Here is a 24,601-nt window from a genome sequence, read left to right on the forward strand (position 1 = left end):
GACAGCGGTCAGTGTTCCCTCTGGGGGCGGACCCCCAGACCCCCGGGGCTACCGCCCTGACAGCGGTCAGTGTTCCCTCTGGGGGCGGACCCCCAGACCCCCGGGGCTACCGCCCTGACAGCGGTCAGCGCTGGCCGGCGTTGGTGAGGCCGGTCAGGAAACCGCCGTCGGTGCTGGTCGAGTGCTGAAGGCCGTTGGAGGTCTTCGGCTCGACCATCGGCCCGGCGGGCGGTGCCGTCGCGGCGGCCGACTCGGCGGCGCGCCGGGCCGTGGCGCCGCCCGCTCGCGGGCGGGTCGAGGCGGCCTTGCCCGTCCCCGAGGCGCTCGACTTGCGGGCGGTGCCGGCCGAGCGGGACGCCGTGCTCTTGCGCGCCGTGCCGCTCCTGGTGCTCGCGGTCGTCCGGGACGAGGACGCGGTGGTCTTGCGCGCGGCGCTCGTCCGCGGCTTGGCCGCCGTCGTCTTCTTCGCGGTGGACGGCCGGGTCTTGGACGCCGTGGTCTTGCGCGCGGTCGACTTCGGTGATCCCACCCGCGCCGACGTCGTGGACCGTGCGCGGCTCGCCGCCGCGGTGGTCTTGCGGGCCGTCCCGGACGCCGTGCTCTTGCGCGCGGTCGTGCCGGTCTTGCTCTTGGCGGCCGTCGAAGAAGCCGCCTTCTGCTGCTTCGCCATGTCCTTGGCCGCGGCGTTCATGGCCTTGGCGGCGTCGGTCATCGCCTTGGTGGCGGTGGTCATGGCCTTGGTCATCGCGGTCATGGCCTTGGCCGACGAGGACGCCTTGGTGGCCACCGACTTCATCTGCGTGGCGGCGGCCTTGGCCTGGTCGGCGGCCTTGGTGACGCGTGTCGACGCCGCCGTGGCCGTGCGGCTGGACGCCGCGCTGGTCCGCTTCGCCGGAGTCTTGCTCCCGGTCGAGCGGCTGGTCGTGGACCTCGTCGGCGACTTCGCGGCCGAGGTGCTCTTGGCGGCCGTCTTCTTGGCGGCCGTGGACTTGGACGTGGTGCTCTTCGTACGACCGGCCGTGCCTCGGCTCGTCGTCGTACGCGGTGCGGTCTTGGTAGGCACTGATCTACCCCCCGTGATGATCAGTTACGGGGAGATCTATTCCACCGTTCGTGACGCTCTACACACTCCGCGCCATTTCCACTTTCAGACGCCCACGGTGTGCCACACCGTCTTGACCTCCAGAAACGCCGTCAGACGCGCGGTTCCGGGGTCCGCGGCCCAGTCGCCTGCGGCGCGGAAGACGCGCTTGAGGTTCTCGGCCGCCCTCTCCTGGAGCGCGGGCACGTCGCCGTCCGGGACGCCGGTGAGGTCGACGGCGTTGACGTCCATGTGGGACGCGAGCCACGGCGCGAGTTCGGCGCGGTGCCCGGTGAGGATGTTGACGACGCCGCCGGGCAGGTCGGACGTGGCGAGGACTTCGGCGAGGGTGACGGCGGCGAGCGGCGCGGGCTCGGACGCGACGACGACGGCGGTGTTGCCGGTGACGATCGCGGGCGCGACCACCGACACCAGGCCGAGCAGCGGCGAGTCGGGCGCGACGACGCCGACGACGCCGGTGGGCTCGGGCGTGGAGAAGTTGAAGAACGGCCCGGAGACGGGGTTGGCGGCGCCCGCGACGGCGGAGACCTTGTCGGCCCATCCGGCGTACCAGACCCACCGGTCGATCGCCGCGTCGACTTCGGCGGCGGCCTGCGTCTTGGACGCGCCGCCGTGCCGGACCTCGTCGATGAACTGGCCGCGGCGTCCCTCCAGCATCTCGGCGACGCGGTAGAGGATCTGGGCGCGGTTGTAGGCGGTGCGGCCCGACCAGCCGCCGAACGCCTTGCGGGCGGCGACGACCGCGTCGCGGACGTCCTTGCGGGACGCCTGGGACGCGTTGGCGACGAACCGTCCCTTGCCGTCGGTCACGGGATAGGACCTGCCTGACTCCGAACGCGGGAACGCGCCGCCGATGTACAGCTTGTAGGTCTTGCGGACGGTGAGTCGGTCAGACATCGAGATAGCCCTCCAGCCCGTGGCGTCCGCCTTCGCGGCCGAACCCCGATTCCTTGTAGCCGCCGAACGGGGAGGCGGGGTCGAACTTGTTGAAGGTGTTGGCCCACACGACCCCGGCGCGCAGCCGCTGCGCGGTCCACAGGATCTGCGAGCCCTTCTCCGTCCAGATCCCGGCGGACAGCCCGTAGGGCGTGTTGTTGGCCTTGGTGACGGCCTCGTCGGGGGTGCGGAACGTCAGCACGGACAGGACGGGGCCGAAGATCTCCTCCTGCGCGATCCGGTGCGACTGCGCGACGCCGGTGAAGACGGTCGGCGCGAACCAGAACCCGCGGTCGGGCAGGTCGCAGGGCGGTGACCAGCGGGTCGCGCCCTCCTGCTCGCCGGCCGACGACAGCTCGCGGATCCGGTCGAGCTGCTCGGCGGAGTTGATGGCGCCGATGTCGGTGTTCTTGTCGAGCGGGTCGCCCACCCGCAGCGTCGCCATCCGCGCCTTGAGCCGGTCGAGGACCTCGTCGGCGACCGACTCCTGCACCAGCAGCCGCGACCCGGCGCAGCACACGTGCCCCTGGTTGAAGAAAATGCCGTTGACGATGCCCTCGACGGCCTGGTCGAGCGCGGCGTCCGCGTAGACGATGTTCGCGGCCTTCCCGCCCAGCTCCAGCGTCAGCTTCTTCGACGTCCCGGCGAGGGTGCGGGCGATCTGGCGGCCGACGTCGGTGGACCCGGTGAACGCGACCTTGTCGATGCCGGGGTGGGACACGAGCGCGCGGCCCGTCTCGCCCGCGCCGGTGATGATGTTGACGACGCCGGGCGGCAGGTCGGCCTGGCGGCAGATGTCGGCGAACAGCAGCGCGGTCAGCGGCGTCGTCTCCGCCGGCTTCAGCACGACGGTGTTGCCGCAGGCCAGCGCGGGCGCGATCTTCCAGGCGAGCATCAGCAGCGGGAAGTTCCACGGGATGACCTGGCCCGCGACGCCGACCGGGCGCGGGTCGGGGCCGAAGCCGGCGTGGCCGAGCTTGTCGGCCCAGCCGGCGTAGTAGAAGAACCATGCCGCGACCAGCGGGACGTCCACGTCGCGGGACTCGCGGATCGGCTTGCCGTTGTCGATCGACTCCAGCACGGCCAGCTCACGGGAACGTTCCTGGATGATCCGGGCGATCCGGTACAGGTACTTGGCGCGCTCGGCGCCCGGCATCGGCCCCCACACCGTGTCGTAGGCGGTGCGGGCCGCCTGCACGGCGCGGTCGACATCGGACTCGTCGCCGCAGGCGATGTCGGCCAGCACGCTCTCGTCGGCCGGGTTGATCGACTTGAACGGCTCGCCGTGCCCGTCGACGAACTCGCCGCCGACGAACAGCCCGTACGACGGCCGGATGTCGACGACCGACCGGGACTCGGGGGCGGGCGCGTACTCGAACACCATGATCAGTCCAGGGTGAAGTAGTCGGGACCGGAGTACACCCCGGTGGACAGCTTGCGGCGCTGCATCAGCAGGTCGTTCAGCACGCTGGACGCGCCGAGCCGGAACCACCGCGGGGTCAGCCAGTCCGGTCCGGCGGTCTCGTTCACCAGCACCAGGTACTTGATCGCGTCCTTGGTGGCGCGGATCCCGCCCGCGGGCTTCACCCCGACCTGGCGGCCGGTGGCCGCCCGGTAGTCGCGGACGGCCTCCAGCATCACCAGCGTCACCGGCAGCGTCGCCGCCGGCGACACCTTGCCGGTGGAGGTCTTGATGAAGTCGGCGCCGGCCCGCATCGCCAGCCACGACGCGCGCCGCACGTTGTCGAGCGTCGCGAGCTCGCCCGTCTCCAGGATCACCTTCAGGTGCGCCCCGCCGCAGGCCTGCTTGACCGCGGTGATCTCCTCGAAGACCTTCAGGACGTCGCCGGACAGGAACGCGCCCCGGTCGATCACCATGTCGATCTCGGCCGCGCCGGCCGCGACCGCCGCCCGCGTGTCGGCGAGCTTCGCCTCCAGCGGCGCCCGCCCCGACGGGAACGCCGTCGCCACGGACGCGACCCCGATGCCGGACCCGTCCAGCGCCGCGACGGCCGTCTCCACCATGTCGGGGTACACGCACACCGCGGCGACCTTGGGGACCGTCGCGTCCGACGGGTCGGGCCGGGCGGCCTTCGCGCACAGCGCCCGCACCTTCCCGGCCGTATCGGCGCCCTCCAGGGTGGTCAGGTCCACCATCGAGATGGCCAGGTCGATGGCCTCGGCCTTCGCCGACGTCTTGATCGACCGCGTGGCGAGCCGGGCCGCGCGCTCCTGCGCGCCGACCTGGTCGACACCGGGAAGACCGTGCAGGAACGCGCGCAGTTCGGCCGCGCCGATGAGAGTCTCCGTTGACACGCCCCCAGCATCGCCGAAGACCCCCATCGGCACAAACGGCACATGTCCCGGTCAGCCGAGCGGCGCCGTCGTCCAGCGCGCCGGGTCGCCGCCGAGCAGCGTCACGCGGTGGTAGAGGCCGGTCAGCCCGCCCTTGGGCTGCAGGAGCCGCAGCGGCCCGCCCGTCGCCTGCACGGTGACGTCGAGGCCGTGGACGCCGTAGACGACCAGCCGCTGCGCCTCCGCGGGGTTCCGATCCGTCTTCGCCTTCGGGCCGGTGTGAGGCAGGCGGGAGTCGAACGCGGGATGCCCGTCAACCGTCGTGTTGGTCCGCCCGGGGGCTCGTTTGCCCGCGGGGGTGACCGTGATGAGCAGATCGCCGCTTTCCTGCCCGGTGGAGGTGAGCCAGAGTTCGGCGTCCGGGCCTTGGCCGAGCGAGACCTGTGCCGGCTTCAGCCCTGCCGGTACGCCGGTCGCCCGGAACGGGAACGCCACGGGCCTGACGCCGCCGAACCGCACCCCCTTCGCGATGCGCTGGACGGTCTCCTTCTTCGCGATCCCGCGGTCGAAGACCGACAGCAGCGCCCACTGATGCGGCCGGTACTCCCAGCGCAGCTCGGCCGGCACCTGGCCGGAGCCCGGCCCGCCCGGCTCGATCGTCCAGTGCCCGACGACCCCGTTGATGAGCGCCGTGCCCGTCCAGCGGCCCTTCTTCCCGCCGGGCAGGTGCGCGATCGGCGGCTCCTTGCCGGGTCCGAGGACGGTCAGCTCGACCGCCGACGCCGCCCCTTCCGCGTCCTTGCCCTTGCCCATGCCCGCGGAGACCGTGACGCTCGGCCGCTCCTGGTCGTCGCGCGAGACCTTGCTCTGCGCGTAGCCGGGCGGCAACCAGCCGAACGACGCCGGCGGGACCAGCAGGTCCGGGTACCGCACCTGCTCCGCCGGCCGGACGCGGCGCGGCTCGTCCGGCGAGCCGGGCAGCACTGCGGCCGCGACCGCGGCCGCCGCGAGCCCCGCCGCGAGCCCGCCCACCGCGGCCCGCCGCCCGCGCCTGATCCGGCGCCCCCTCCTGACCGCGGCCGCCGCGTCCACGGACGTCACCGGTCCGGGCGCCGCGGCGATCCGCTCCAGCCGCTCCTTCAGGTCGTTCATGCCGGGTTCTCCCCATCCGTAAGGCTCTGCACCGGTTGCAGCACGCGGCGCAGCGCGTCCAGCCCGCGCGCCGTCTGGCTCTTGACGGTCCCCGTCGAGCAGTTGAGGACGCCGGCGGTCTGCTCGACCGACAGATCGCAGTAGAAGCGCAGCACGACGGCGGCCCGCTGCCTCGGCGGCAGCGCGGCGAGCGCGTCCCGCAGGTCCAGGCCGCCGTCGAGGTCGGCCGGGCCGCCCGGTTCGTCGGGCGGCTCCGCGACGAGCCGGACGCGCCGCCGCCAGCCGCCGCGCTGCTCGGCGAGGAACACCCTGACCAGCACCGTCCGCGCGTAGCCGTCGAGGTTGTCCGCCGCCGACGCGCGGTGCCACCGCAGGTACAGGCGGGTGATCGCGGTCTGCACGAGATCGTCCGCCCGGTGCCAGTCCTGGCACAGCAGGTACGCGACCCGCCGTAACCAGGGCGTCCTGGCGGTCACGTAGGCGGTGAACTCGTCGTCCCGTCCCTGCATGCGCATGCTCCTCGGCCCTTCCACACCCCCTTGATGCGGCCGGAGCGCCGGGAGGTTGCATGCACGACGTCAGCAGATCGGCGGAACGGCCCGCACCAGGGCCCGCACCGGCACGAATCGCTAGGCCGGTGCGGGCAGGCCCAGGGCCGCCATGTCCCACAACCGCAGGGTGCGGTCGCTGCTCGCGCTGGCCAGGGTCCTGCCGTCGGGGCTGAACGCCACCGAGACGACGCTGTTCGCGTGCCCGGTGAGGGGCACTCTGAGGGGTTTGCGGCCGGCCACGTCCCACAGCCGCACCATGTTGTCGTCGCCTCCGGTGGCCAGGATCTTGCCGTCGGGGCTGAAGGCCACCGCCTCGATGCCGCGCCCGCCGGCGGCGAAGGGCTTGCCGATGGGCCGGCGGGTGGCCGCCTTCCACAACCGCATCTCGCCGTCGGCCGCGCTTCCGGTGACGAGGATCTCGCCGTCGGGGCTGAACGCCAACCCGCCGATGCCGCCGGCGCGTTCCTTGAGGTTCCGCCAGCGGGCGCGCGCGGGGTCGGCCAGGTCCCACACGTACACGTTGTCGCCGGCCGTGGTCACCAGGGTCTTCCCGTCCGGGCTGAACACCATCGCGCTGACGGTGTTCAGGTGCACGACGGGATCGCCGAAGGCCTTGCGCGTGCTCGCGCGCCGCAGCAGCACCTCGCTGCCGCCCGAGGTGGCGAGGATCTTGCCGTCGGGGCTGAACGCGACCGTCCAGACGGCGTCGTACTGGCCGGTGAGAGGCTTGCCGACCGGGAGGCGGGTGGCGGCGTCCCACACGATCGCCGTCTTGTCGCTGCTCCCGGTGACCAGGGTCTTCCCGTGCGGATCGAACGCCACCGCGAGCACCGCGTCCGTGTGGCCGGTGAGGGGCTGCCCGATGGGCGCGCGGGTCGCGGAGTCCCACAGCCGCACCGTGCGATCGTCGCTCGTGCTGGCGAGGGTCTTCCCGTCCGGGCTGAACGCCACCGCGGTGACCGGGCCCGTATGGCCCGTCAGCACCTTCCCCAGGGAGGACGGGCCCGAGGCGGTGGGCGTGCGGCTCGCGTGGGGGTGCCCCGACCCTCCGTCGTGCGTGAGGGCGTAGCCGATGGGGACGGCCAGGGCGACGGCGGCGGCGCCCCCGCTGATCAGGAAGGCACGGCGGGAGGGCTCCGCGAACGGCAGCGGCGGGACGGCACCGGCCGCCGGGGTCTCCGCGGGCCGGGTTTCGACGGGCGGCGTTCCGGCCAGCGCGTTGAGGGTGGCGGCGACGGCCCCGGCGCTGGGGCGCCGCCGCGGATCGCGGCGCAGCAGGTCCCGCAGGACCGGCGCCAGAAGCCGGGCACGCCGCATCGGGGCGGGTTCGCCACGGGAGACGGCCAGGAGCAGCGCCGCCATGGTGCCGCCGGTGAAGGCGGGCCGCCCTTCGACGGCGGCGTACAGGGTGACGCCCAGCGACCAGACGTCGGACGCGGCGGTGGCCTCACGGTCGTCGACCTGCTCGGGCGCCAGGAAGGCGGGCGTGCCCAGCAGGGCGCCGGTGGCCGTCAGGGCGGTCTCCCCCGGGACGGCGGCGAGCCCGAAGTCGGAGACCACGACCCGGTCGCCCTCCAGCAGGATGTTGGCCGGCTTGATGTCGCGGTGCACGACCCCTGCCTCGTGCGCGGCCGCCAGCGCCTCGGCGATCCGCGCACCGATCCGGGCGGCCTCCGCCTCGTCCAGCGGACCGTCCTCGCGGACGGCGGCGTCCAGGGAGCGGCCCCGCACCAGCTCCATCACGATCCAGGGCAGGCCGTCCTCGTCGTGGAACTGGTCGTGGACGGTGATGATGCCGGGATGCTTGAGCATCCCGACCGACCGGGCCTCCCGCTCCATGCGCGCCACCAGCTGTTCGCGCAGCCCGGGCTCCAGGCTCGCGGGCAGCTTGAGCTGCTTGAGCGCCACGTCGCGGCGCATCCGCTCATCGTGTGCGCGCCAGACGGCGCCCATCCCGCCCTCGCCGAGCATCCCCGCCAGCCGGTACCGGCCGATCACGACTTTTCCCACGTCCCGTGTCACAGGGGCACATAACCATGCCGACAGGGGGTCCAATAGCCCCAAAGGCGCATCGTCAGCAGATCGATGAAATCGCCCGGACCAGCCCGGCGCGGTGCAGGACGTCGGGATGCCGGGCGGCCTCGGCCCGTCCGGCCGCCTTCACCAGCTCCGCGCGGCACGACGGGCCCCGCCGCGCATCCTGCGTGTCCTTGATGTCCGCGAGCAGCTCACCGGTGATCCGGTCGAGCAGCGGCCGGACCTCCTTCTCCAGGTCGGGCCGGTGCGCCGGGACCTCGCCGGGGCGTACCGTCCAGCGCGCGAACAGGCCGCGCTGGACGAGCTTGCCCGCCTCGATCTGGTCGCGGAAGATCCGCTTGGACGTCTCGGGATCGATGCCCATCCGCACCGAGCGCTCGGCGACCGAGTCCAGGATCTGCCGCTCGCGCGCCCGGTCCTCGATGTGCTTGCCCGTGCCCCACTTGGCGGCGGCGACCAGGTCCGCGACGTCCAGGCGCCGCGCCGCCACGTCGACCAGCGGCGCCAGCCCGTCCGCCGCGTGCGCGGGAACGGCGAACCCGCCCAGAACCACCACGACGACACCGACCCCGAAAGACCTCACGCCCCAAAGCTAGTGCGGTGCCCGGCGACCTGCGTGGCGGTCTCGGCGGCCTGGTCCAAGCCCGCGGCGTCCACGTGGACCGACCCGGTCAGGTGCGCCACGGCATGTGCTGGAGGGTCCAGGTGTTGCCGTCCGGGTCCGAGAAACGGGCGTAGAGGACGCCGCCGGCGTCCTCTACCGGGGCCACGTCCGCGCCGCGCTCGATGAACTCGGCCCTGGCCTGCTCGATGTCGCTGACGACCAGGTGCAGGCCGCGCAGCGAGCCGACCGGCATGTCCAGGCCGGGGAGGCCCTGCGTCAGGCTGATCGAGCAGGACGAGCCCGGCGGGGTGAGCTGGACGACCCGGACCCCGTCCGCGGGCCGCACGTCGACGTCGGCGTTGAAGCCGAGGCCGGTGTAGAACGCCTTGGCCCGGTCGATGTCGCCGACGGGCACCGGCACGAGTTCGAGCAGGAACATGCCAGGCCGCACGGGCGGCATGGGGGCGTCGTCAGTTGCGGCGGTGTCGTCCGGGGCGGCGGATTGCGAGTCGGTCATCAGCGGAGTCCCTTCCGGGCCGTGGCGGAGCGTGCAACGGCACGGCCGCCGCCACAGGCGATCGCTTCACACAAGCACTATGCAGCGATCCCCCCAATCGCACCAGCGGTCACTGGCGTATTTCGAGGCGGTTGCTGGTGGCGCGCAGGATCGCGGTCACGGCGGCCGTCGCCGAGGAATCGGAGGTCGCGGCCATCAGGCGCAGGACGGGCTCGGATTGCACGAGGCTGAGCGGCTCCCTCACGAAACGGCCGTTGGTGGCCAGCGATGCGGCGAGCCGGGTCTGGCGTCGGCGCAGCGGGCCGTAGCGCTTCAGCTGCTCCTCCCCTTGCTCCAGCAGGCGCAGGAGCGCGGACACGTCTTCGAGCGCCTGGTTGGTCCCCTGCGCGAAGAACGGGGGCATGACGTGCATGGCGTCGCCGATCAGCAGGCACCGCCCCCGGCCCCAGCGGCGCGGGATCGCGTGCCGGTGGTTCGGGAAGACCTGCACGTCGTCGTCGGTCAGTTCGGCCAGGAGGTCGCCGACGGGCCAGGCCCAGCCGCCGAAGCGCCGCCGGAGGTACTCCAGCGGGCGTCCGGCCGGGCCGTCCGGCGGCCACGGGACGTCGAAGAAGAACCACACGCGGCCGTCGCCCGCCGGCCCGAACCCGGCGTCGCCCTCCCGTCCCATCAGCATCAGCGAGCGCCCGTCGAGTTCCACCTTCGAGGGGATGAGCCCCTGCACGGTCGCCACGCCGGTCGCCTTCGGGACGTTGGCGCCGAACGCCGCCGCGCGCACACGGGACCAGGCGCCGTCCGCGCCGATGAGGAGGTCGGCGTCGTGGACGGCCCCCGACTCGGTCTCGACGCGCACGGTCCGGCCGTGCTGGACGTAGCGCGCGAACCGCTCGCCGAACCGCACCGTCCCGTCGGGCAGCCCCTCGAAGAGCCGGGCGAGCAGGTCGGTCCTCGCGACGCCCAGGGCGGGCACGCCCAGCCGGGCCTCCAGATCCTTCCCCGGGATGGTCAGGACGGGCCTGCCCCGCGCGCTCAGCAGCCCGACCGCCGACAGCGGCTCGCCGAGCCCGGTCAGGTCGACGCCGAGGTCGCGCAGCACGGTCACGCCGTTGGGCCACAGCGTGATCGCCCCGCCCCCGGCGCGCAGCCGCTCCGCCCGCTCCAGCACGGTCACCCGATGCCCCGCCGCCTGGAAGCCCCGTGCCGCCGCGAGGCCGCTGATCCCCGCGCCCGCGATGAGAATGCGCATCCCCGCCCCAATCGACGACAGGCTGTAGTACTACTACTTGTAGTACATGAGCCCGCCCCCCACAACACCCAAAGCGAAAGTTCCCGGCATTCGTCGGATCGTTCCCCGAACCCGGACGGCCCATCCTGCATCAGACGTCATGGTGGCCGTGGTGATCGGGGGACCACGGCCACCCTTCGGCCTCAGTAGGGGGACGGGCCGCCGAACATCTCACTGAGACGCGGCGCCAGTTCGTAGTTCCCCCGGATCCGCAGCTTCCCGTCCATGAGCATCGACGCCGGGTTGGCGTCGCCCGCGAGGATGCGCAGGAAGTCGGCCGTCCGGACGGTCAGCGCGACGTCCGGCTCCTTCGACCCGCCGGCGACGGCCCGGGCCCGTCCGCCCGAGATCCGGATCGTCCATGCGGTCGGGGCCCCGCGCCCCGGCGTCAGGCGGAACTCGATGTCGCCCTCGAACCCGGCCGCCGCCGACGGATCGAACGCGCGGGCCATCCCGGCGAAGAACAGCCGCTGCGCTCCCGGCCCGAACCGCCGCTCGATCTGCTCGTCGGTCCTGCCGTGCACCAGCTTGTAGAAGCCCTGCGCGGCCCGCCGCCGGGCCGTCGCGCGGAGCTCCCGCCGCACCGGCCGCCGCGACCGCGACGGGCGCAGCGCCCGCGCCACCTCCGCGTCCTCGTCGATCCGGTAACCGGGCGGCAGTTGCCGGGCGGGCTTCCGCCGCGCCAGCGCCGCCTCGATCGCGGGCGCGAGACGCTCCGCCTTGGCCGCCTCCCGCTCCTCCCGGCCCTCCACGAAATGCGGCAGCACCGACGAGCCGAACAATTCGAGGCTCTCGCAGATGTGCTCGTGCTCGTTCCGCCCGGACTGCAGCACGAACGAGATCTGGTCGACGCCGACCGACTCGTACCGCCGGATCAGATCGACGACCTGCTCGGGAGTTCCCACCGCGCCGCGCAGGGAGCCGACGTTCACGTTCAGCGACTCGGCATTGGCGATGATCTGCTCGCGGTCGAACCCCTTGGACGCCCGGCGCTCCTGGAACTCGTCCCACACGCTGGTGCGCCCGGGATCGTGCGGTGTCGTCCCGTAGTAGTGGGCCAGCGCGAACGCGAAGAAATGCGCCCCGTCGATACCGCGGTCGATCGCGGTGGCCTCGTCCTCGTGCAGCATCATGGGAAGCACCACGGACACGTTCGGATTCACCGCGAACCCGGCCGGGACGCATTCCTCCGAGGCCAGAATGCGGTAGTACTCGTCCACCCACTTACCCGCATCTTCGGGCTCCACGAACGAGAACGACAGTGCCCCGATACCGTTCCGGGCCGCGAACTGGATGGTCTCCCGCCTGGAACACGCCACCCACAGCGGCGGATGCGGTTTCTGCACCGGCTTGGGAATCACATTGCGCGGCGGCATCCGCAGATAAGGCGACCTCCACCCGGCGAACGGCTCCTCGACGAACATCCGGGTGACGGCGTCGATCGCATCCTGCCACTGCGCCCGCTTCTCCGTCCGCCGCACCCCGAACCCGCCCAGCTCCGCGCCGGAGCTCGACTCTCCCGTCCCGAAGTCCACCCGCCCGTTGGACACCAGGTCGAGCGCCGCGATCCGCTCGGCGATCCGCGCGGGATGGTTGACGGCCGGCGGCAGCTGGACGATCCCGTGCCCGAGCCGCACCCGCTTCGTCCGCTGCGACGCCGCCGCGAGGAACACCTCCGGCGCCGGCGAATGGCTGTATTCCTCCAGGAAATGGTGCTCGACCTCCCAGATGTAGTCGAACCCCACCCGGTCGGCGATCTCCACCTGGTCCAGCGCGTCCTGATAGAGCCGCAGCTCCCGCCCGTCCTCCCAGGGCCGGGGCAACTGGTGCTCGTAGAAGAGCCCGAAACGGATCCCAACCACCCCCACACAGCGGTGACCAGCGAAAACAGACCCCGCGACCTGGCCTTACCCGGCCAGCATCACCCGAATTGGACGCCCCGTCAACAGACCTCCCCGACCGCGTGCCCCCGCCGCCACCGGCCACCTGAGCCGGCCTGGAACAGGCGTTGCGTTAGACGGCCTTGTCGGCGGGGCCGGTGCGCCGGCGTGCCCGCTCGCGCCATTGGCGCTGGCGGATGTGCCCCAGGACGAGCATCCAGGTGGACAGGGCGGTGATCACGGTGAAGAACAGAGCGAGACCAAGCGCCGAGCCCCAGTCCAGGGTGGTGTCGTCTGCGGGCGGCGTCCGGAACGACCGCCATGCCGTCACGCACGCCCAGACGTCCAAAGAACCGAACAAGGCGATGACGGCGCCCACTCCCACCGTGAAACCGACCAAGAACCGTCTGCTCTGGGGCCGAGTGATCTCCGGTTCCGGCTCGTGTTCGGCGGGAAGGACCTCGTACGGCTCGATCTCGTCCCTGATCCGGAGGCCGGGGAAGTCGACGCCGACATCAAGCCAGCCGACGCGCGCCTTGGTGCCGTAGTCGACGGCCACCTCCTGGAGCATGCCCGGCTCTTGGACGAGGCCGATGGTCAGTCCGTCGGCCACGACGACCTGACCGCGCAGCACCCGTGCGCGGTGCCCGACGGCCAACGGCTCTCCCCCATGGGGCGAGAACTGCACCGGCTGGACACGCGCCACGGCCACCATGGCATTCGACCCCGCGGACATGACGGTGAGGAGTCGCTTGCGTCCCTCGGTCTGCTGCGGAGGCGGCACGTCGTACGCGTGGACGATGTCTCCGGGGCGGAGATCGAAGTGGCCCAGGAACAGGGTCCCGGCGCTTCCCTGCGGAAGCTCGTCCAGCGGTCCGCCGCCTCCGTCCGCGAGGGCCAGCAGGCGCAGCGCCTCGACCACCGGCCGTCCATCGCGCACGACCCGCACCCGGGCGCCGACCGCCAGCCCGCCTTCGGCCACGACGACCCGCGCGACCGGTCCGGCCAGGGGATCGGGGGTGACCTCGCGGACCTCGGCCCGTCCGAGCAGGCGCCGTCGTTCCGGGATCGGGTCCTGGTATCCCAGAACGAGATCGGGACTGCCCCCGGCGGGGTCCGGGCGGACATAGGCCTGGATCTGATCGCCGTCGAGGACGTGCCGGTGACCGATGGCCATGATGCACCGGCCCAGGATCTGGACCCGCTCCTCGGCCTCCAGCCGGGACCTGGGGAAGGTCCTTCTCATCAGAGCCCCGATACGGAGGTCCTCGGCGATCACCACGCCGTGCCGCAGCAGCCTCGCCCGCGCGCCCCGCACGATCTTCCCGCCTCCGTTCACCCGGCCCTCGGGGAGAGGACCGAATCCCGGTACGTCCTGGAAGCCCGACACGGTCACCTGGCACAGCCGCTTCTCGCCGATCCAGATCGTCTGCGTCCCCATGCTCGTCCTCGTGATGCGATCTCCGGTGAACCTGCTCCGGATAGGACGGGAGGGACCATGGCGGCCGTTCCCTGGTTCCGGCACAGCCAGACCAAGCACTTGCTTGACTGAGCGGCCCCGAGATCGACACGATGGCGGGAGGCCGGGCGCCCGCCCGCCGGAGGGCCGAGGACGCGGAGAGATCACATGGCGCCGCTGGACGGACTGCGCGTGCTGGACCTGACCATGTGGCGGCCCGGCCCGTACACCACGCAGCTCCTCGCCCAGCTCGGCGCCGACGTCATCAAGGTCGAGCCGCCCGGCGGGGAGCCCATGCGGATGTTCCAGGGGCACTTCGACCTGCTCAACCGGCGCAAGCGGAGCATCGTGCTGGACCTGAAGTCCGAGGACGGGCGGGAGCGGTGCCGGGAGCTCGCGGCGGACGCCGAGGTGTTCGTGGAGGGGTTCCGGCCCGGGGTGGCCGACCGGCTGGGGGTGGGCGACGCCGCCCTGCGCGCGCTCAATCCCCGGCTGGTGTACTGCTCCATCTCCGGTTACGGCGCCGACGGGCCGCTCGCGCAGGTGCCGGGCCACGACGTCAACTACCGGGCGTACGCGGCGACGCTGCCGCCGGACGCGGTGTCCCCGGGCCTGGAGGAACTGCCCGTCGCCGACATGGCCGCCGCGACGATGGCCGCGTTCGCGATCACCGCGGCGTGCCTGAAGGCCCGCGCCACCGGCGCCGGCGACCGGATCGACCTGGGCATGGCCGACGTGCTGGCGCACTGGACGAGCACCGTCCCCGAGGCGACCCGGCCGCAGGAGCCCGCGAAGGCCGCGCCGGCGCCCCACGTGACCGGGCCCGTGCCCGGATACGGCGTGTACGCCACCAAGGACGGGTCGAAGATCACGCTCGGGGTCGTGTCGGAGGAGCGGCTCTGGGCGGCCGTCTGCCGCGCGCTCGGCCTGGCCGAGGCGGCGGAGGTGCCGTTCGCCGAGCGGCTCGGCCGCGTCGCCGAACTGGACGCCGAGGTGGCGGCCGCCATCGGGCGGCTGACCAGGGACGAGGCGATGGAGCTGCTGTCGGCCGCCGGGGCGCCGGTGGCGCCGCTGCTGAGCGGCGCCGAGATGCTGGAGCTCGAGCACTTCCGGGCGCGCGGCGTGCTGGACGCGGGGCCGGTGCGCACCACCGCCCACCCGCCGCTCCCGGGCGGCCCGGTCGCCGGCCTGGACGAGCACGCCGGGCAGGGCTGGCGACGTCTCACCGACTGATATTCAGGTGGGATTGTCGGATTCATTTGGCATTCTTGTGACGTGAGCGCGCGTGCGATGTGTCCCGTCCTGGTCGGCAGGTCGGCCGAGCTGGGCGTGCTGGAGGACGCGCTGGCGGCGGCCCCCGGCGCGGTCCTGGTCGGCGGCGAGGCCGGCCTCGGCAAGACCCGGCTGATCCGCGAGTTCGCGGCGTCCGCCGGCGGCACCGGGCGGGCCCGCGTGCTGGTCGGCGGCTGCCTGGAGCTCGGCTCCGACGGCCTGCCGTTCGCGCCGTTCACCACCGTGCTGCGCGGGCTCGTCCGCGACATCGGCATCGACGGCGTCGCGGCGCTCGTCCCGCGCGGCGACACCGGGAGCCTCGCCCGGCTGCTGCCGGAGTTCGGCGAGCCGGAGAGCGACGCCGCGTCCGGCGAGGAGCGCGCCCGGCTGTTCGAGGTGGTACTCACCCTGCTGGAGCGGCTCGCCGAGCGCGAATCGGTCGTCCTGGTCATCGAGGACGCGCACTGGGCGGACCGGTCCACCCGCGACCTGCTGTCGTTCCTGGTGCGCAACCAGGGCGCCGCGCCGGTCATGATCGTCGTGACGTACCGGTCGGACGAGCTGCACCGCACCCATCCGCTGCGCCCGCTGCTCGGCGGGCTGGAACGGGTCGACCGGGTCACCCGGCTGGAGATCACCCGGCTGGCCCGCTCGGACGTCGCGGCGCTGGTCACCGCGGTGCTCGGGCAGCCGCCGCCGCCCGGCCTGGTCGACCGGATCGACGCCCGCAGCGAGGGCAACCCGCTGTTCATCGAGGCGCTGCTCGACGACGACGGCACGCTGGCGTGCGAGCTGCCCGAGTCGCTGCGCGACCTGCTGCTGGCGGGCGTGCAGCGGCTGCCCGAGGAGACCCAGGACGTGCTGCGGGACGCCAGCGGCGGCGGCACCCGGATCGAGCACGCCCTGCTGGCCGCCGTGTCCGGGCTGGACGACGCCGCGCTGACCCGCGTGCTGCGGCCGGCCGTCGCGGCGAACGTCCTGGTCGTGGACGGCGACGGCTACGCGTTCCGGCACGCGCTGATCCGCGAGGCGATCCACGACGACCTGCTGCCCGGCGAGTACACGCGGCTGCACACCCGCTACGCCGAGGCGCTGGAGAACGACCCGGGGCTCGTGCCGTCCGGGCGGCTCTGGGTGGAGCTCAGCCACCACTGGAAGGCGGCCAACGACGCCACGTGGGCGCTCGTCGCGTCGTGGCGGGCGGCGGCGGACGCGCGCAAGGCGCTCGCCTACGCCGAGTGCCTGACGATGCTGTCGCGGGTGCTGAACCTGTGGGACCGGGTGCCCGACGCGGCGGAGCGCATCGGCGCCGACCACATCAAGGTCATGGAGGACGCCGCGAGCGCCGCCGACCTCGCCGGCGAGTACGACCGGGGCATCAAGCTCGTCACCGCCGCGCTGAAGGAGGTCGAGGCCGCCGGCGAGGACGCGATGGACATCGAGCGCTGGGCCGCGCTGCTGGAGCTGCGCGGCCACATGCGCTACGAGATGGCGCGGCCCGGTTTCGTCGACGACCTGCGCGCCGCGATGAACGCGCTGCCGGCCGATCCCCCGACGGTCCTCCGCGCGCGCGTCCTGGCGACGTTCGCGACCTACGTGCGGTTCACCACCGACATCCCCGAAGCCCGCGCCGCGGCGGCGGAGTCGCTGGCCATCGCGCGCAAACTCGCCGACCCGTTCGCCGAGGCGCAAGCGCTCATCACGCTGTTCTGCGCCGACATCGACTACTCCGACTACTCCGGCACCGCGACCACGGACATGCTCGCCGACATCGAGCGGACCGCCGCCGCCGGCGGCAACCACCGGGCGCTGCTGCGGTACTACGTCATCAAGTCGCACTTCCTGGAGGGGAGCGGCCGGCACGAGGACGCCGCGGCCGTCGCCGGGCAGGGCAAGGAACTGGCGCGCGAGTACGGCGTGGAGCGCACGCAGGGCACGTTCCTGTGCATCAACCAGGCCGAGCCGCTCGTCTCCCTCGGGCGCTGGGACGAGGCCATGGCGGTGATGAACCACGCCATGGGCCAGGAGCCGTCGGTGACGATCCGGACCTCGCTGCTGGTCCTGTCGGGCGGCATCGCGCTCGCGCGCGGCGACATGCGGACGGCCCGCGAGCGGCTCGACGGCGCCCGCGACATCATGCGGCTCAAGATGAAGTGGCTGAAGACGCAGGACTACTTCGCCACCCTGTGGCTCGAGGCGCGGATGGCGCTGGCCGAGGGCCGCCCGCAGGACGTGTTCCCAGCGGTGGAGGGCGTCATCGAGGAGGCGGGCCTGCCGGACGACGCCCGGTACGCGCTGCCGGTGCTGACCGCGGGCGTCACGGCCTGCGCCGAGCTCGGGCCGTCCGCCGCGGCGATGCTGCGGCGGATCGAGGAGCGCGCCGCCGGCCTGACGATCAGCGGCCCCCTGCAGCGCGCCCACAAGCTGACCCTCGACGCCGAGGCGGCCCGCGCCCGGGGCGTCCTCGACCTGGCGGCCTGGGACGGGGCCGCGGCCGCGTGGGAGGCGCTCGGCAACCCGTTCGCCCGGGCGCAGGCCCTCGTCGGCGCCGCCGAGGCCGCGCTGGCGGGCGGCGACCACGACGGGGCGTCGGCCCGGCTGCGGATCGCGGCGGACGCCGCCGCGGACCTCGGCGCCGCGCCGCTGGCGGAGCGGGTCGCCGACCTGCTGCGGCGGACCCGGGCGCCGCGCCGCGGCGGCCCCGACCCGTCCGCGCCGCTCGGCCTGACCCCGCGCGAGTACGAGGTGCTGCGCCTGGTCGCCGAGGGGCGCAGCAACCGCGACATCGCCGAGGCGCTGTTCATCTCGGTGAAGACGGCCAGCGTGCACGTGTCGAACATCCTGGGCAAGCTCGAGGTGGCCAACCGCGGCGAGGCCGCCGCGACCGCGCACCGGCTGGCCCTGTTCGCCGCCTCGAACGGGCGGGGCGGGGGTTCGAACGGGCAGGGCTCGGTGGCGGGAGCCCCCCTCCCGGACTCCCGCCACTGAACCGTCGGACCACACGGGAACTGACGTGGCCGGCCTTCGCGGTCGCGCGCCGCGGAAGCAGGCGGTGCTTCTCCCCCCGGAGAGGCGGCCCGCGACCGTTCCGGCCACTGCCCAGTGTGCTCCGCCCATTGCGCCGTGTAACGGGCGACATACCGAAAACGGCGGGCACGAGTTCAGATGGTGATGATCTCGTGCCCGCCGTGCCCGTCGCGGACCGCTAGCGCGGGACGCGCGCCACGCAGAAGACGGTCTGCCCGAACGGCGGGCGGACCACGCGCTCGATGGCGCGGGTGACCGGCACGACCGTCCGGTCGTAGATCTTGACCAGCCGCGGGTCGGGGTAGCCGGCGCCGCCGCGGCGCACCGCGAACCACCAGGCGATCCCGCCCAGGAAGTTGATCGGCTTGAGCACCTCGGGGACGAGCCCGGCCTCGCGCACCGAGGCCTCCAACGTCGCCGGGGTGTACCGGGTGACGTGCCCGACCTTGCGGTCGAAGTCGCCGTACAGCTGCATGTAGCCGGGCACCCAGATCACGATCCGGCCGCCGGGCAGGGTGACGGAGGCCAGGTCGCGCAGCGCCTGGACGTCGTCCTTGATGTGCTCCAGGACGTTCATCATCACGACCGTGTCGACCTTCTGCCGGATCTGGATCTCGGCCGGCAGTTCGAGGTCGATGACCTCGACGTCGTCGTCGCCGTCGTAGCGCTTGCGCAGCTCTCCGACGCAGTACGGGTCGTTGTCGCTGACGACGAGGTAGTCGAGCCGCCCGGCGAACTGCTCGGAGAAATGCCCGAGCCCGGAGCCGATCTCCAGCAGGGAGCGCCCGACGTGGGGGGCGACGGTCTCGTACTCGTACTTGCGGTAGTTGCGGGCCTCGTCACCGCCCAGATGGTTCTCCAGGGCCCCCTCGCCGGCGGCGGGCTGGATGACCTCTCCGTCTCCCGCCGTGGGTGCCGCGGGAGCGGGTTTCGGGCCGCTGCCGATGAGATTGAGTAGGGATCCTGCGATGGACTTCTTCTGACCAGGTTGCTGCATACTTCCCGCTCGCTGGGTGCGTTGGCGTTCTGCTTGTTTTCGCCGGATCGACGTGACCGGATCCCTCGGGATGGTCTGATCTCTGGCGCAAGGTCGGGTCAGTCTACCCATCCGTACGCGAGCGCATTGCCCGGCGTTCAGAAACGGTGCGCCGGGCCGACGACCGGTGTGCCCCGGCACAACCGGTCAAGCGAACCGGTCGCCGGGACAGGTCACCGTAGCGCACGGCAGTCCAGCGGTCACGCACCGCAGGTCATGGCGGCGTTCTCAGCCGATCGTGCGGTGCACGCTCGCCTTGTCGCTCGGGCCTGGTTCGGCTGGCGCGATCCAGGGGCCGGGAATGGAGGGGTCCAATACGCCGTCCTCCACCCAGGCGAAATCGCCGGCGAGGACGGCGCGCGCGAGCCTGACGTCCATCTCGTCGGTGTTGCGCCACAGGCCGTCGAAGAGTTCCTCGACGCGCACCCGCGCCTGGCGGCAGAACGCGTCGGCCAGCAGGACGGCGGAGGCGCCGGGGACATCGGTCTCGCTCGGGCCGTCCGCGACGGATCCGGTGAGCGGGCCGAGGCCGGAGGAATCGGCGTTGGCGCGGACGCAGACGGCGCTCATCGCGTAGAGCTCGGCGCCGATGTCGACCATCCGGCCGAGGAATCCCTGCTTGTACTCCAGCTTGCCCTGCCAGCGGCCCGCCGCGTAGAAGATGGACCGGGCCAGCTTGCGGGAGGCGCGCTCGACGTAGCGCAGGTGCTTGGCGAGCGCGCCGAACTCGGCGTACGCCTTCGGCCGCTGCCCCGCTCCCGTCACCAGGGTCGGCAGCCAGCGCGCGTAGAAGCCGCCCGCCTTCGCCGCCGCGCGCGCCTTCGCCGCGGCGGAGGCGTCGGGGTCGATGATGTCGCCGGCGACGGACAGGTGCGCGTCCACCGCCTCCCGGGCGATCAGCAGATGCATGATCTCGGTGGAGCCCTCGAAGATCCGGTTGATCCGCAGGTCGCGGAGCAGCTGCTCGGCGGGCACGCCGCGCTCGCCCCGCGCGGCCAGCGACTCGGCCGTCTCGAAGCCGCGCCCGCCGCGCAGCTGGACCAGCTCGTCGGCGATCCGGCAGGCCATCTCCGACGACCACAGCTTGGCGAGGGCCGCCTCGATCCGGATGTCGTTGCGCTCGTCGTCGGCGAGCTGGCCGGACAGGTCGAGCATGGCCTCCAGCGCGTACGCGGTGGCGGCGATGAAGGCGACCTTGCGGGCCACGGCCTCGTGCTCGCCGACCGGCCGCCCCCACTGCACCCGCTCCTTCGACCACTCGCGGGCGATCTTGGCGGCCCACTTGCCGCTCGCCGCGCAGATCGCGGGCAGCGAGAGCCGCCCGGTGTTCAGCGTGGTGAGCGCGATCTTCAGGCCCGCGCCCTCGGCGCCGATCAGGTTGGCCTTGGGGACGCGGACGTCGTGGAAGCGCGTCACGCCGTTCTCGATGCCGCGCAGCCCCATGAACGCGTTGCGGTTCTCGACGGTGATGCCGGGCGTGGACATGTCCACGATGAACGCGGAGATGCCGCCCTTGCGCCCGTCCGGCTGGGGGCCGTCCGGCTTCGGGACGCGGGCCATGACGACGACGAGGTCGGCGACGACGCCGTTGGTCGTCCACAGCTTGACCCCGTTGAGGACGTAGTCGTCGCCGTCGGGGACGGCGGTGGCGCGCAGCCGGGCCGGGTCGGAGCCGACGTCGGGCTCGGTGAGCAGGAACGCGCTGATCTCGCGGGCGCAGCGCGGCAGCCAGACGTCCTTCTGCTCCTGCGTCCCGAACATCTTCACCGGCTGCGGGACGCCGATGGACTGGTGCGCCGACAGCAGCGCCCCGAGCGCCGGGCTGACGGACCCGACGACCATCAGCGCGCGGCCGTAATAGAGCTGGCTGAGACCGAGCCCGCCATAACGCTCGGGAATCTTCATGCCGAGCGCGCCCATCTCCCGCAGCCCTTCGACCACCTCGTCCGGAATGCGGGACTCGCGCTCGATCAGCGCGGCGTCGATCCGGGTGGCGCAGAACTCGGTGAGCCGCGCGAGGAATTGCTCGCCGCGGCGGCGCGCGTCGTCGTCCGGGCGGGGATGCGGGTGCACGAGATCGAGCCGGAAATCGCCGAGGAACAGCTGCTTTCCGAAGCTCGGAAGCCGCCATTCGGTCTCCCGGGCCTCCTCGGCGACCCGCCGGGCGGTCCGCTCGTCGACGGGGGTCTGGCTGCGACTCGGCTGGCTCATCCCGGCTCCTCGAAGCGGCTTCCGCCGTTCCCGCCCTCGCGGCGGCGGCCCTGGGCTCCGGGTTCGGCGCCCCGGAGGTTGCACCCACCCGAAGTTACTCCCCAGTCGGCGCGCCGCCCACTCCCGCGCCGTCCAGGCGTGTCGCGTGCGATTTACGGGACTGCGGGTGAGAAAGATGCCGACAACCGGAAAGGCGCGCGAACAGGACCGTTCCATCAGATCGCCATTAGCCGGGGGACTTCGGAGAGCTCCCGCGAAGACACCCGAGAAGTGATCCAATGACCCGAGTATCGGCAAAGGCCTTGACCTGGCCGGGCCGGAGGGGTTCGCTGTGCGTGATGGATGAGACACGCAGACCCACGCTCATCGCCTCGGTGCAGCGCGCCCTGCATCTCATGGAGGCGGTGGCGTCGCATCCGAGCGGCGCGCCCGCCAAGCAGCTGGCCCGCGAGTCCGGGCTGCCCCTCGCCACCACGTACCACCTGCTCCGCACCCTCGCCCACGAGGGCTACGCCATGCGGCTCCCGGACGGCGTCTGGGTGCTGGGCGACCGCGTCCAGTCGCTGCACGGACGCAGCCGGACGCAGCAGCTGCTCGCGCACGTCCGCCCGACGCTCGTCGCGCTCCGCGACGAGCTGGGCGTCGCCTGCTACTTCGGCATGCACGTGGACGACGAGATCCGGCTCATCGACATCGCCGACGGCCCGCGCGCGCCCCGCGTGGACGTGTGGGTCGGCTTCGACGAGGCCGCGCACGCCACCGCGCTCGGCAAGTGCATGCTGAGCCAGCTCGACGAGGAGCGGCGCCGCGACTACCTGTCCCGGCACCCGCTGGTCGACCTGACCCCGCACACCATCACCGAGCCCGGGCGGCTGCTCGGCGCGCTCAGCTCGCCGGACGGCCTCTCCCTCGACCGCGAGGAGTACGCCCTCGGCACCGGCTGCGCCGCGGTGCCGGTCACCGACGCCACCGGCACGGCCGTCGGCGCGCTCGCCATCTCCTGCCGCACCGGCAAGCTCCCGAGGATCGAGAAGTCCGCCGACCGGATGCGCGCCCGCGCCGCCGAACTCCAGCGGACGCTCACCCTGACCGCCGCCTCCTGACTCCCCCGCCGGCGGGCGTGCGCGCCGTCAGCGGCCCTGAAAGTCCGGAGGGCGGTTCTCCAGGAACGCGGTGATACCCTCCTTGGCGTCCTCGGTGGCGGCCAGGGCGACGAGCTCGGACAGCAGGTGCTCCACCTGGTCCTCCAGCGGGCGGCCCTCGATCGCGAAGAACGCGTCGCGGCCCCGGCGCAGGCCGAGGGGGCTCTTGGACGCGATGGTGCGGGCCAGCTCGTCCACCCGCGCGTCCAGTTCGGCGCGCGGGACGACCTCGGTGACCAGGCCGATGTCGCGTCCCTCGGCGGCGGTGATCCGCTGCCCGGTGTAGTAGAGCTTGAAGGCGTGCTTCGGCGCCACGTTCCGGTTGATGATCGCCATGATCATCATGGGCCACAGCCCCACGTTGACCTCGGGGGTGCCGAGCTTGACGTCGTCGGCCGCCACCACCAGGTCGCAGGCGGCGGCGAGGCCGAGGCCGCCGGCGACCGCGTGCCCGGCGAGCCGCGCGATGATCGGCTTGCCGAGCTTCGGGAACGCGGTGAACAGCCGGAACGGGGCGCTCGCGCGGATCGCGCCCGCGTCGGCGACGGACCGCCCGTCCGCCTGGGCCCGGCCGAGCCCGCCGAGGTCGGCGCCCGCGCAGAACGCCCGGTCACCGGCCCCGGTCAGCACGATGACCCGCACCCCGTCGTCGGCCCCGGCCCGGCCGAAGGCGTCCAGCAGCTCGTCGATCATCCGGTCGCTGAGCGCGTTGCGGGCGTCCGGCCGGTTCAGCGTGATCCGCGCGACCCGCTCCGCGGCCTCGTAAAGGATCGTCTCGTACATGCTCCACCCTCAGCGGTCCAGGGAACGACCGGGCCATCATCCCGCCCGCCGGACACACCCGTGGCCCACCCCCGAACCGGGGACGGGCCACGGGAGGACGATCGTGGGATCAAAGACGCTCGATGATGGTGGCGTTGGCCTGGCCGCCGCCCTCGCACATCGTCTGGAGGCCGTAGCGGCCGCCGGTGCGCTCCAGCTCGTGCAGCAGCTTGGTCATGAGGATGCCGCCGGTCGCGCCCAGGGGGTGGCCGGTGGCGATCGCGCCGCCGTTGGGGTTGGTCTTCTCCAGCGAGGCGCCGGTGTCGTGCGCCCACGCCATCGGGACCGGGGCGAACGCCTCGTTCACCTCGAAGACGTCGATGTCGTCGATCTTGAGGCCGGCCCTGCTCAGCGCCTTCTCCGTCGCCGGGATCGGGCCGGTCAGCATGTAGACCGGGTCCGAGCCGGTGACGGCGAGGGTGTGGATGCGGGCGCGCGGGGTCAGGTTGTACCGCTTGACGGCCTCCTCGGAGGCCAGCAGCAGCGCCGACGCGCCGATGGAGATCTGCGAGGACACCGCGGCGGTGATGACGCCGCCCTCGCGGAGGGTCTTCAGGCCCGCCATCTTCTCCAGCGTCGTGTCGGGGCGGGCGCCCTCGTCCTTGGCCAGCCCGGCCAGCGGGGCGATCTCGCGGTCGAAGTAGCCGGCCTCGATGGCCTTGGCGGCGCGCCGGTGGCTCTCCAGCGCGAACTTCTCCAGGTCCTCGCGGGTGAAGCCCCACTTCTCGGCCATCAGCTCCGCGCCGCGGAACTGGGAGATCTCCTGCTGGCCGTAGCGCTCGCCCCAGCCCTCGCCGTACGGGAAGTCGAGGCCCTGCACGATGGTCGCGCCCATCGGCACCTTGGCCATGTGCTCGACGCCGGAGGCGACGACCAGGTCCTGGGTGCCGGACAGGACGCCCTGCGCGGCGAAGTGGATCGCCTGCTGGGAGGAGCCGCACTGGCGGTCGATGGTGACGCCGGGCACGCTCTCCGGCAGCCCGGCCGACAGCCAGGCGGTGCGCGCGATGTCCAGCGCCTGCGGGCCGGCCTGCATGACGCAGCCCATGATCACGTCTTCGACCGCGGACGGGTCGACGCCGGTCCGGTTGACGAGCTCCTTGAGCACGTGCGCACCGAGGTCGGCGGGATGCACGTCCTTGAGGGCGCCCTTCTTGGTACCGACGGGGGTACGGACCGCGCCGACGATGTACGCCTCGGCCACTACGCCTCCAGAATATTGGGGTTCCGTCCCGAAACCGAGTGAGATTCGGTCGTCAGTATGAGATTACAT

Annotated in this window: 19 protein-coding genes; 3 read left to right on the forward strand and 16 right to left on the reverse strand. The window is 72.8% G+C overall.

Features of this window, described 5'->3' with window-relative positions; genetic code table 11:
- Nucleotides 1–124 precede the first annotated feature (124 nt).
- The 12 genes from ACA514_RS07235 to ACA514_RS07290 form a co-directional block, all read right to left on the reverse strand.
- Nucleotides 125–1,063, reverse strand: a complete 939-nt coding sequence (locus ACA514_RS07235; RefSeq protein WP_375040227.1) for a hypothetical protein — start codon at nucleotides 1,061–1,063, stop codon at nucleotides 125–127.
- Nucleotides 1,064–1,147: 84 nt separating this feature from the next.
- Complete coding sequence (locus ACA514_RS07240; RefSeq protein WP_375040228.1) at nucleotides 1,148–1,999, reverse strand: aldehyde dehydrogenase family protein; 852 nt, start codon at nucleotides 1,997–1,999, stop codon at nucleotides 1,148–1,150.
- The gene (locus ACA514_RS07245; RefSeq protein WP_375040229.1) at nucleotides 1,992–3,422 is read right to left on the reverse strand and encodes an aldehyde dehydrogenase family protein; all 1,431 of its coding nucleotides are present in this window, start codon (nucleotides 3,420–3,422) and stop codon (nucleotides 1,992–1,994) included. The genes ACA514_RS07240 and ACA514_RS07245 overlap by 8 nt, the downstream gene beginning before the upstream one ends.
- A gap of 2 nt (nucleotides 3,423–3,424) precedes the next feature.
- Nucleotides 3,425–4,381, reverse strand: coding sequence for a deoxyribose-phosphate aldolase (deoC, locus tag ACA514_RS07250; RefSeq protein ID WP_375040230.1), 957 nt, complete (start codon nucleotides 4,379–4,381; stop codon nucleotides 3,425–3,427).
- 24 nt (nucleotides 4,382–4,405) lie between these two features.
- Entirely contained in the window at nucleotides 4,406–5,485 is a 1,080-nt protein-coding gene (locus ACA514_RS07255; RefSeq protein WP_375040231.1) for a hypothetical protein, read from the reverse strand.
- Nucleotides 5,482–5,994 (reverse strand): SigE family RNA polymerase sigma factor, encoded by a 513-nt coding sequence (locus ACA514_RS07260; protein WP_375040232.1) that lies wholly within the window; start codon nucleotides 5,992–5,994, stop codon nucleotides 5,482–5,484. The genes ACA514_RS07255 and ACA514_RS07260 overlap by 4 nt, the downstream gene beginning before the upstream one ends.
- Before the next feature lie 120 nt (nucleotides 5,995–6,114).
- A complete protein-coding gene (locus ACA514_RS07265; RefSeq protein ID WP_375040233.1) occupies nucleotides 6,115–8,046 on the reverse strand; it encodes a WD40 repeat domain-containing serine/threonine protein kinase in 1,932 nt (643 codons plus the stop codon).
- 64 nt (nucleotides 8,047–8,110) lie between these two features.
- Complete coding sequence (locus tag ACA514_RS07270) at nucleotides 8,111–8,656, reverse strand: chorismate mutase (protein WP_375040234.1); 546 nt, start codon at nucleotides 8,654–8,656, stop codon at nucleotides 8,111–8,113.
- A gap of 88 nt (nucleotides 8,657–8,744) precedes the next feature.
- Complete coding sequence (locus ACA514_RS07275; protein ID WP_375040235.1) at nucleotides 8,745–9,194, reverse strand: VOC family protein; 450 nt, start codon at nucleotides 9,192–9,194, stop codon at nucleotides 8,745–8,747.
- 109 nt (nucleotides 9,195–9,303) lie between these two features.
- Nucleotides 9,304–10,440: an FAD-dependent oxidoreductase gene (locus ACA514_RS07280; RefSeq protein WP_375040236.1), complete on the reverse strand. Its 1,137-nt coding sequence runs from the start codon at nucleotides 10,438–10,440 to the stop codon at nucleotides 9,304–9,306.
- Between the two features lie 182 nt (nucleotides 10,441–10,622).
- On the reverse strand, nucleotides 10,623–12,341 hold the full coding sequence (locus tag ACA514_RS07285; protein WP_375040237.1) for an LLM class flavin-dependent oxidoreductase: 1,719 nt from the start codon (nucleotides 12,339–12,341) through the stop codon (nucleotides 10,623–10,625).
- Nucleotides 12,342–12,492: 151 nt separating this feature from the next.
- On the reverse strand, nucleotides 12,493–13,800 hold the full coding sequence (locus ACA514_RS07290; protein ID WP_375040238.1) for a hypothetical protein: 1,308 nt from the start codon (nucleotides 13,798–13,800) through the stop codon (nucleotides 12,493–12,495).
- 186 nt (nucleotides 13,801–13,986) lie between these two features.
- Between ACA514_RS07290 and ACA514_RS07295 the strand changes: the two genes are divergently transcribed.
- The gene (locus tag ACA514_RS07295; RefSeq protein ID WP_375040239.1) at nucleotides 13,987–15,051 is read left to right on the forward strand and encodes a CaiB/BaiF CoA transferase family protein; all 1,065 of its coding nucleotides are present in this window, start codon (nucleotides 13,987–13,989) and stop codon (nucleotides 15,049–15,051) included.
- Between the two features lie 42 nt (nucleotides 15,052–15,093).
- Nucleotides 15,094–18,078 carry an AAA family ATPase gene (locus ACA514_RS07300; RefSeq protein WP_375040240.1) on the forward strand — a complete coding sequence of 995 codons (2,985 nt, stop codon included), beginning with the start codon at nucleotides 15,094–15,096 and terminating at the stop codon, nucleotides 18,076–18,078.
- Between the two features lie 217 nt (nucleotides 18,079–18,295).
- Here the strand turns inward: ACA514_RS07300 and ACA514_RS07305 are convergent, their stop codons facing one another.
- Nucleotides 18,296–19,114 (reverse strand): class I SAM-dependent methyltransferase, encoded by an 819-nt coding sequence (locus tag ACA514_RS07305; RefSeq protein ID WP_375040241.1) that lies wholly within the window; start codon nucleotides 19,112–19,114, stop codon nucleotides 18,296–18,298.
- 267 nt (nucleotides 19,115–19,381) lie between these two features.
- Nucleotides 19,382–21,364: an acyl-CoA dehydrogenase family protein gene (locus ACA514_RS07310; RefSeq protein ID WP_375040242.1), complete on the reverse strand. Its 1,983-nt coding sequence runs from the start codon at nucleotides 21,362–21,364 to the stop codon at nucleotides 19,382–19,384.
- A 338-nt stretch (nucleotides 21,365–21,702) separates the two neighbouring features.
- Between ACA514_RS07310 and ACA514_RS07315 the strand changes: the two genes are divergently transcribed.
- Nucleotides 21,703–22,467, forward strand: a complete 765-nt coding sequence (locus ACA514_RS07315) for an IclR family transcriptional regulator (RefSeq protein ID WP_375040243.1) — start codon at nucleotides 21,703–21,705, stop codon at nucleotides 22,465–22,467.
- Between the two features lie 27 nt (nucleotides 22,468–22,494).
- Here the strand turns inward: ACA514_RS07315 and ACA514_RS07320 are convergent, their stop codons facing one another.
- Complete coding sequence (locus tag ACA514_RS07320) at nucleotides 22,495–23,289, reverse strand: enoyl-CoA hydratase-related protein (protein ID WP_375040244.1); 795 nt, start codon at nucleotides 23,287–23,289, stop codon at nucleotides 22,495–22,497.
- Nucleotides 23,290–23,398: 109 nt separating this feature from the next.
- Complete coding sequence (locus ACA514_RS07325) at nucleotides 23,399–24,532, reverse strand: acetyl-CoA C-acetyltransferase (protein WP_375040245.1); 1,134 nt, start codon at nucleotides 24,530–24,532, stop codon at nucleotides 23,399–23,401.
- Nucleotides 24,533–24,601: the final 69 nt, after the last annotated feature.

It is taken from the genome of Actinomadura sp. NTSP31 (assembly GCF_041951385.1).
Classification (GTDB): Bacteria; Actinomycetota; Actinomycetes; order Streptosporangiales; family Streptosporangiaceae; genus Spirillospora; species Spirillospora napierensis.

What these genes read in the sequence shown, in the direction of transcription:
- ACA514_RS07240 (WP_375040228.1), bottom strand. Translation starts at nt 1,999, where the DNA reads ATGTCTGACCGACTCACCGTCCGCAAGACCTACAAGCTGTACATCGGC.
- ACA514_RS07245 (WP_375040229.1), bottom strand. Translation starts at nt 3,422, where the DNA reads ATGGTGTTCGAGTACGCGCCCGCCCCCGAGTCCCGGTCGGTCGTCGAC.
- deoC (WP_375040230.1), bottom strand. Translation starts at nt 4,381, where the DNA reads ATGGGGGTCTTCGGCGATGCTGGGGGCGTGTCAACGGAGACTCTCATC.
- ACA514_RS07255 (WP_375040231.1), bottom strand. Translation starts at nt 5,485, where the DNA reads ATGAACGACCTGAAGGAGCGGCTGGAGCGGATCGCCGCGGCGCCCGGA.
- ACA514_RS07260 (WP_375040232.1), bottom strand. Translation starts at nt 5,994, where the DNA reads ATGCAGGGACGGGACGACGAGTTCACCGCCTACGTGACCGCCAGGACG.
- ACA514_RS07275 (WP_375040235.1), bottom strand. Translation starts at nt 9,194, where the DNA reads ATGACCGACTCGCAATCCGCCGCCCCGGACGACACCGCCGCAACTGAC.
- ACA514_RS07280 (WP_375040236.1), bottom strand. Translation starts at nt 10,440, where the DNA reads ATGCGCATTCTCATCGCGGGCGCGGGGATCAGCGGCCTCGCGGCGGCA.
- ACA514_RS07290 (WP_375040238.1), bottom strand. Translation starts at nt 13,800, where the DNA reads ATGGGGACGCAGACGATCTGGATCGGCGAGAAGCGGCTGTGCCAGGTG.
- ACA514_RS07295 (WP_375040239.1), top strand. Translation starts at nt 13,987, where the DNA reads ATGGCGCCGCTGGACGGACTGCGCGTGCTGGACCTGACCATGTGGCGG.
- ACA514_RS07305 (WP_375040241.1), bottom strand. Translation starts at nt 19,114, where the DNA reads ATGCAGCAACCTGGTCAGAAGAAGTCCATCGCAGGATCCCTACTCAAT.
- ACA514_RS07310 (WP_375040242.1), bottom strand. Translation starts at nt 21,364, where the DNA reads ATGAGCCAGCCGAGTCGCAGCCAGACCCCCGTCGACGAGCGGACCGCC.
- ACA514_RS07315 (WP_375040243.1), top strand. Translation starts at nt 21,703, where the DNA reads ATGGATGAGACACGCAGACCCACGCTCATCGCCTCGGTGCAGCGCGCC.
- ACA514_RS07320 (WP_375040244.1), bottom strand. Translation starts at nt 23,289, where the DNA reads ATGTACGAGACGATCCTTTACGAGGCCGCGGAGCGGGTCGCGCGGATC.